Annotated in this window: 5 protein-coding genes; all 5 read right to left on the bottom strand. The window is 50.9% G+C overall.

From position 1 onward, the window contains the following. Positions 1 to 1,291, bottom strand: a 1,291-nt coding sequence (gene asp2, locus ACI32D_RS06775; protein WP_439775828.1) for an accessory Sec system protein Asp2, incomplete at its 3' end; no start/stop codon positions are given. Next, complete coding sequence (asp1, locus tag ACI32D_RS06770) at positions 1,291 to 2,856, bottom strand: accessory Sec system protein Asp1 (RefSeq protein ID WP_439775827.1); 1,566 nt, start codon at positions 2,854 to 2,856, stop codon at positions 1,291 to 1,293. The genes asp1 and asp2, both read right to left, overlap by 1 nt. A gap of 18 nt (positions 2,857 to 2,874) precedes the next feature. After that, positions 2,875 to 4,086 (bottom strand): accessory Sec system protein translocase subunit SecY2, encoded by a 1,212-nt coding sequence (gene secY2, locus ACI32D_RS06765; RefSeq protein ID WP_439775829.1) that lies wholly within the window; start codon positions 4,084 to 4,086, stop codon positions 2,875 to 2,877. A gap of 249 nt (positions 4,087 to 4,335) precedes the next feature. After that, complete coding sequence (locus tag ACI32D_RS06760; RefSeq protein WP_439775826.1) at positions 4,336 to 5,520, bottom strand: aminotransferase class I/II-fold pyridoxal phosphate-dependent enzyme; 1,185 nt, start codon at positions 5,518 to 5,520, stop codon at positions 4,336 to 4,338. Between the two features lie 180 nt (positions 5,521 to 5,700). Next, on the bottom strand, positions 5,701 to 6,554 hold an 854-nt coding region (gene lysA, locus ACI32D_RS06755; protein ID WP_439775825.1), incomplete at its 5' end, for a diaminopimelate decarboxylase.

Raw genomic sequence — 6,554 nt, 5'->3', positions numbered from 1 at the left:
CTCTTTCGTCAAAGTCTCCCCGCCAGTTGTCATCTGGAGAACCAGCGTTTAAAACGTCTAAAGCCGTCGGGAAAATCCCATAGCGGTAGTCTCTTTCCATCTGGGCCATCTTGCCCAGGCTGGCCAGTGGCTTGCCGACCACGATAGCTCCTGGCTCAATCTTTGAGCCGTAATAAAGGGCCCCAAAGGTCCCCATCGACAGGCCGGACATAGTTACTTGATGGTGGTCAAAGCCCAGCCAGTCCAGTTTTTCCTGGATTCTGGCCACAAGCTTCTCTTGCAGTTCCTGGCTGCCCAGGTAAAAGGCTCCGCCTTCCAGACGGGGGTCGCCAACCAGCATAAAGGGCGCCTTCATGGACCGCATCATGTAAAAACCTTCAAAGCCTTCCGCCGTCCGGTAGCCGGAAAAGTAGATATTTAGTGGCGGCTTAAGGTCACCAGGGTTAAAGTAGGTGATCAAGGGATCGCGCTTGCCGTCGACCAGGTCTTCCCCGCCCGCGATAAAGGCTCCCAGGCCCCGTCTGGACCAGCGGTAGTGGATGTTGCCCATGGTCAAGTTGCCTTCGCCTCTGGCTTCTAAGCTGACGTTTAAGATTGAGCCGGGGTTGGTTCCTTCAAAAAGGAGCCACTTTTTCATGTCAGCTTCCGTGAACACGACCCGGCGGCGGACATTGTCAGCAATGCCGGGGTTATTCTCATAAACGGCCAGGCGGATGTCCACGCTGGCATCCTTGAAAAACTGGGGCCAAAGCTCCAGGGTCCGGTCCTTGTCGCAGTACATCCCCCACCGCCAGTTGATCACCGGCCAGAATTCGTCACCGAAGTTCCCGCTGAGGCGGACATTTTCAAAGCCATTAAACTCTACTCTGCCCTTGAAGAGGGGGTTGACTTCCATGCTGGAGACATCCAATTTGCTGCCGACCTGGCCGCCAAACAGACGGCTTTCGATCCAGTCAAAGGCCTGGTTATTGCTGGCAAAGTGCACGAAGCGGACCTGCTTGGACTTAAAAAAGAAGGCGGCTTTTTCAGTCAGTTCTTCATCTTTCAAGTCATCATCCACCATGATCGTGTAGGCGTCTAGATTTTTGGCCAGGGCGGGTATATCCTCATCTTCTGGCAGGTCGATCAGCCAGGCCCCTTGAAAACCCCTGAAGCCCAGCTTTTTGTCTGCTTTCAGCTCTTTGATCAAGTCATCCATTTCCCCGTAGCCTGCCCGAAACCATTTGGCGTTTTCCCGATCAGGCACGGGCGGCAGGTATTCTTTTACCCCATAAAGCAAAAAATAATCCATTAACCCTTCCCTCCTACCGCATCTGACAGTTCCTTCACGATCTTGGCGGCCGTGTAGTTGTTGATCTTGCCGACTGAGTACATCTTGGCCCGGTTCCAATTGCTGAGTCCGTCTAAATAGTAGTGCAGGGCCCCGGCAAGATCCGAAATCTGCCCAATCCGGAGGCCGTTTTTGCCGTCATCGACATAATCGGACTTAACCAGATTGATCTGGGGGATGCCAGTGCTGATGCCGACCACCTGCAGGAAAATTTCCGGTCTGGCTGACAGGTCAACAATGAGCCGCATAGGCTTGAGAATCTTGATCAAGTCCGTGTCAGAGTGAATGGTGACATAGTTGATCCGGCGGACCCGGTTTTCTTCATCATCGTCATCTGCTTCCATTTCCTTAGGCAGGGACTGGTTGGCTCTTAAAAAGCAGTAGCGGTACTTGCAGTCTCTTTTGGCCATTTCATCTTTGATCAAGCGGTCCAAGATGCCAAACTGGTCAAAGCCGGCGTAGTCAGCGAAGTTGATCTCAACCAGCTTATTGCTTTCCATCACGTCAAAAAGCTCCTTTAAAGCCAGCTTGATCACTTCTTCAGACAAGCCGCCCGTCATGAACATGACCTTGAGCAGGCGTTCCCTGTCGCTTTCCCCCATAGTCAAGTCCGTATCAAGGGGAGGCAGCTGGACGACGTGCTCAACTCCATTTTCCTTCATCAAATTGACCGTATAGTCGGAATCGGCGATGACCATGCTGGCCATTTTGGCTGTTTCAAAAACATGGGGGTCATCAAAATTTGTCCGGTGGCCATAATAAGAAATTACTGTCTTGTAGTCTTTTAATTTTTCCAAAAGGAACTGGTCGTGCCGGCGGCTGGCAGCGATGATAAAGGAGTCGTCGGGCTCTAGATTTTCAGCGAAATACTTGTCCAAATACTCGCTGATCATGTCCGTGATCGAGTCGTAGTGGCTCTTTTTAAAGCGGTCCTGGGCCGCGGAAAAAATGGTCACTGAGTCATCTTTGTTGTTGCGGAAGACTTCCTCGCCTTCCGGATTTAAAAAGACCCGGCTCTCAAAGCGGCCTTCATTGTCGTAGTTGAGGATGCTGGACAAAAAGCCCCGCCAGTCAAAGAACATGGTCCGGTACTTGTAGCCCTGGCGGACAAATTCGATCTGGATCAAGTTACCGGTGACCCCCATCCGGATCCGGGCGTAGAGCTCATCTTCCCGGTAAACCAAGATGTTGAAGGCATTGTAGACGAAGCTGCAGTCCTTGGGCCAGTTGAAGTCCAGGTAGTTGACGTTTCTGACCACCTGGTCGGCCGGAATCCCCTGCATCAGGTCAAAAATATTGTCACTTTCCGCGTCCAAGATGTTGTGCCGGAAGAGGAAGTTGCCAATGCTGGGCAGGTAACCCAAAGTCAGAATTCTGACCGGCTGCCCCTCATCTTTGAACATCCGGATCTGGTTGATGCTGTCGTCAAAGTCAAAGTGAATAAGTCCGCTGTTCAAAAACCAGATCTGCCCGTAGCTGAGCCAGGTCCGGTCGCGTCTGTACCACGATGGCACGAAATAATACATCCTTTTTCCTCCCTTCTCCTAAAGCAGGCCCCGGTACTGGCCTCTGATTTGCAGGACTTCAATCTGCTCAGCAATCGCTGCCCCAAAGCCAGCTAAGATAATGACGTAGTTGGGCAGCATGACCAAGCTGGACAATTTTGCGTCAAGCAAGGTGAGGCCCAGCGGCAGGCCAGTAAAGACCACGAAATAGATCGAACTGACGAAAGAAAAAATATTGATCAAGTGGCGGAGGTATTTTTCCGTCTCCTTGCCCGGCCGGCAGCCAGGGACATAGTCACCTGACTTCTGCATGTCGTCAGCCTGCTGGACCGGGTCAATTGAGATATATGAAAAGCCGTAAGTCAGTCCCACCAGGATCAAGCAGTAAAGAATAAGGCCGCTGACCTGGCTTAAGTCAAAGGCATTGGCTAACTGCTTGAACAGTTTCCAAGAAGACAAATTGTAGAAAAACTGCAAGAGATATTTTGGCAAGACAAACATGGTCGTGGCAAACATGGCCGGCATGGAGCCAGCTGGCAGGATTCTGATCGGCAGGTAGGACTCTGAGCCAAATTCTGCGCTGATCAAGAGCTTGGTTACCGGCACCCGGCGCTCAGCATTGGTCAAGATAACTGTAATTACTCCCAAAAGGAGGATGACAAAGAGAGCCAGGGCCCGGACAATGTTGGCGCTTTGGGCGCTGAGGCCCGGGATGAGGCCATTGGCGAAAGACTTCATTAATGTAAAGAACATGTTGGCCATCAGGATCAAGCTGATTCCGCCCAGGCCATTTTTGTCATTTTCGACGCTCAGCCAGATCAACAGAAAGCTGCCTGTCATAAGGAAAAGGCCGGCAGCCAGACGGGTGCCAAAGCTGCTGCTGGTCAGTTGGAACTCCCGCAGCATTACCGTTGCTTGAATCACGGTCAAGAAAAAGGTCAAGGTCTTTTGCCAGATGTCCATCTTCTTCTCGGTCATCTTAGACATCATCGGCAGACGGAGCTGAGCCAGCATCCCAGTGATGATCATGGCTGACATCCAAGGACTGATCCCTAAAGAAAAGAGGCTGGCCTGACTGCTGTCGCCCCCCGTTGCCACGAGCAAAACATTTGGCTGGCCGGTCTGCATTTTGGCAAAAGGCAGGGGAATATGCTTGCCAAAAACAAAGATCCCTAAATAAAGCACGGACCACCATGCTTTGGTCAGAATCGTGCTTATTCCCAAATCTTTTAAAGAGGCCTTTTTACCCATAATTATCATCACTACATTTCACTAGATTTCAAGAGCATACCCGGCACGTTATTTCTTTTATCCTATAGAAAAAATCATTTCATATTGTCTTTTCTTTTGAAAATAGGTCACGCAAGCACGGCATTGCTTACTATTTAAATAATAACATAGGGCCAGCCCTTATGGTAATTTCCGCCACTTTTTGGCCGCTAAAGAAAAAAGCACGGCTTCTGCGAAGATAACCGTACTTTAATAATCTAATAAAATTTATTATTCTGCTTCCACAAACTTGGTAATCCGCTTAAGAGCCTCTTGCAGGGCTTCATCGCTGGAAGCGTATGACATCCGGACGTAGCCTGCCCCGCCAGCACCAAAGTAGCTGCCCGGGATCACGCCGACTCTGGCGTCTTTGGCCAAAGCCTTGGCAAAGCCAACGTCGTCACCCTGGTACTTTTCAGGAATCTTGGCAAAGATGTAGAAGGCGCCGCGCGGCAGGGCCATGTCAAAGCCCAGCTTCTTCAAGCCTTTTTCCATGAAGTTTACCCGGCGCTGGTAAATGTCTCTGAATTCCTTCGGGTCATCCAGGCCGTTGGTCAAAGCTTCAATGGCAGCGGCTTGCACGTTGTTGGTCACGACCGTGATCATGAAGTCATTCATCTTCCGCACGCTGGCCATAATTTCAGCTGGCCCGCAGATGTAGCCCAGCCGCCAGCCAGTCATGGCGTGGGACTTGGACAGACCGGAAATAAAGATAGTTCTCTCTGGGATATAAGTAGACAAGGAGTAGTGCTTGGCATCCCCGTAGATCAATTCTGAGTAGATTTCGTCACTGATGGCGTACATGTGGTGCTTCTTGATCACTTCAGCCAGACCTTCAATGACTTCCTTAGGGTAGGTTACCCCGGTTGGGTTGGTCGGGTCGTTCAGCATAATCGCCTTGACCCCCTTGCCTTCCCGTTCAATAACTTCTTCCAGCTTCTCTGGAGTCAAGACAAAGCCGGTGTCTGAGGTGTCAACTTCAACTGGCGTAGCCCCGGTCAAGCAGACCAGCTGCATATACATTGACCAGACTGGAGTTGGCACGATCACCTTGTCGCCGTCATTCAACAGAGCCGACAAGGTACAGGTCAAGGCTTCAGTTGCCCCGACTGTCACCGTGATTTCACTTTCCGGGTCATATTCAACGCCGGTTAAGCCCTTAACGTACTTGCTGATGGCCTTGAGCAGTTCCGGCTTACCAGACTGCGGGCCGTAGTGGCTGTCATTGTTTTCAATGTCCCGGATGGCTGCCTGCTTGATGTGTTCCGGGGTATTCAAGTCCGGTTCACCCAGGGTCAGTTTAACGACGTCGTCAAACTGGGAAACGTACTTGTCAAAACGGCGGATATCTGAAGGAACCACAGCATCAAGCTTGTGGTTGATAATCGGCAGTAAATCTTGCGCTAATTTTGGCATTCGAAAAACCTCTTCATTCAAATCAAAAAGAACAGCAACTTAACATTTAAGCCTATTTTAGCATAGTTTGTTAAGCAAAGCGGCAGATAATGCTAACTTTGTCTATTTTTTCTCAAATGAAAAATCATTTTCTTAATTCTGCGCCGGCTAAAAGTTTATTTTGTTAAAAATATGCCAGGATTATTTTTGGTATTTTAAGTCATTGGCAATCAAGTCGTCGTAGCTTTCCCGCTTGATCACCAGCTGGTCAACTCCGTCTTCAGCGAAAACCACGGCTGGACGGGGATTGCGGTTGTAATTTGACGCCATGGAGTAGCCATAGGCACCTGTGCTTAACAGGGCAACTAGGTCGCCAGGTTCGGTTTTTGGCAAAGGACAGGACTTGATCAAAATATCCCCGCTTTCGCAGTACTTGCCAACCAGGTTGACCCTTTCTTCATCTTCTGCCTGGGGGCGGTCAGCGACAACAGCTGAATATTCGGCTTGGTAAAGAGCTGGCCGGATATTGTCCCCCATCCCCCCGTCAAGGGCAACATAGCTTGGGTAACCCGGCAGGTCCTTTCTTGAGCCGACCGTGTAGAGGCTCCAGCCAGCAGGGCCGACGATTGACCGGCCTGGTTCAATCCAGATAGCCGGCAATTTCAAGCCGCTCTCCTGGCACTTGTTCTTGACTTCCTTGACGATGGCCCGGACAAATTCTTCAGCTGGAAGCGGCTGGTCTTGGTCGGTGTAGTGGATGCCGAAGCCGCCACCCACGTTCAAGATGTCAGCTTCATAGCCATACTTTTCTTTCCAGGCCGTGGCCAGCTGGCAGAGCTTGTCAGCGCAGCCCACGAAGCCTCGGACGTCAAAAATCTGCGAGCCGATATGGGCGTGGATACCGGCCATCTTCATCCGGGGATTGGCCAAGACAAGTTCTAAAGCCCGGTCCGCCTGGCCGCTTTCCATGTCAAAGCCAAACTTGGAGTCAACCTGTCCAGTCTGGATGTATTCGTTGGTGTGGGCGCTGATGCCGGGAGTAACCCGGAGCATGA

This window comes from Lactobacillus sp. (assembly GCF_051873315.1).
Classification (GTDB): domain Bacteria; phylum Bacillota; class Bacilli; order Lactobacillales; family Lactobacillaceae; genus Lactobacillus.
The sequence above is the reverse complement of the archived record's forward strand: the minus strand, read 5'-3'. Positions and strand labels throughout refer to the sequence as shown.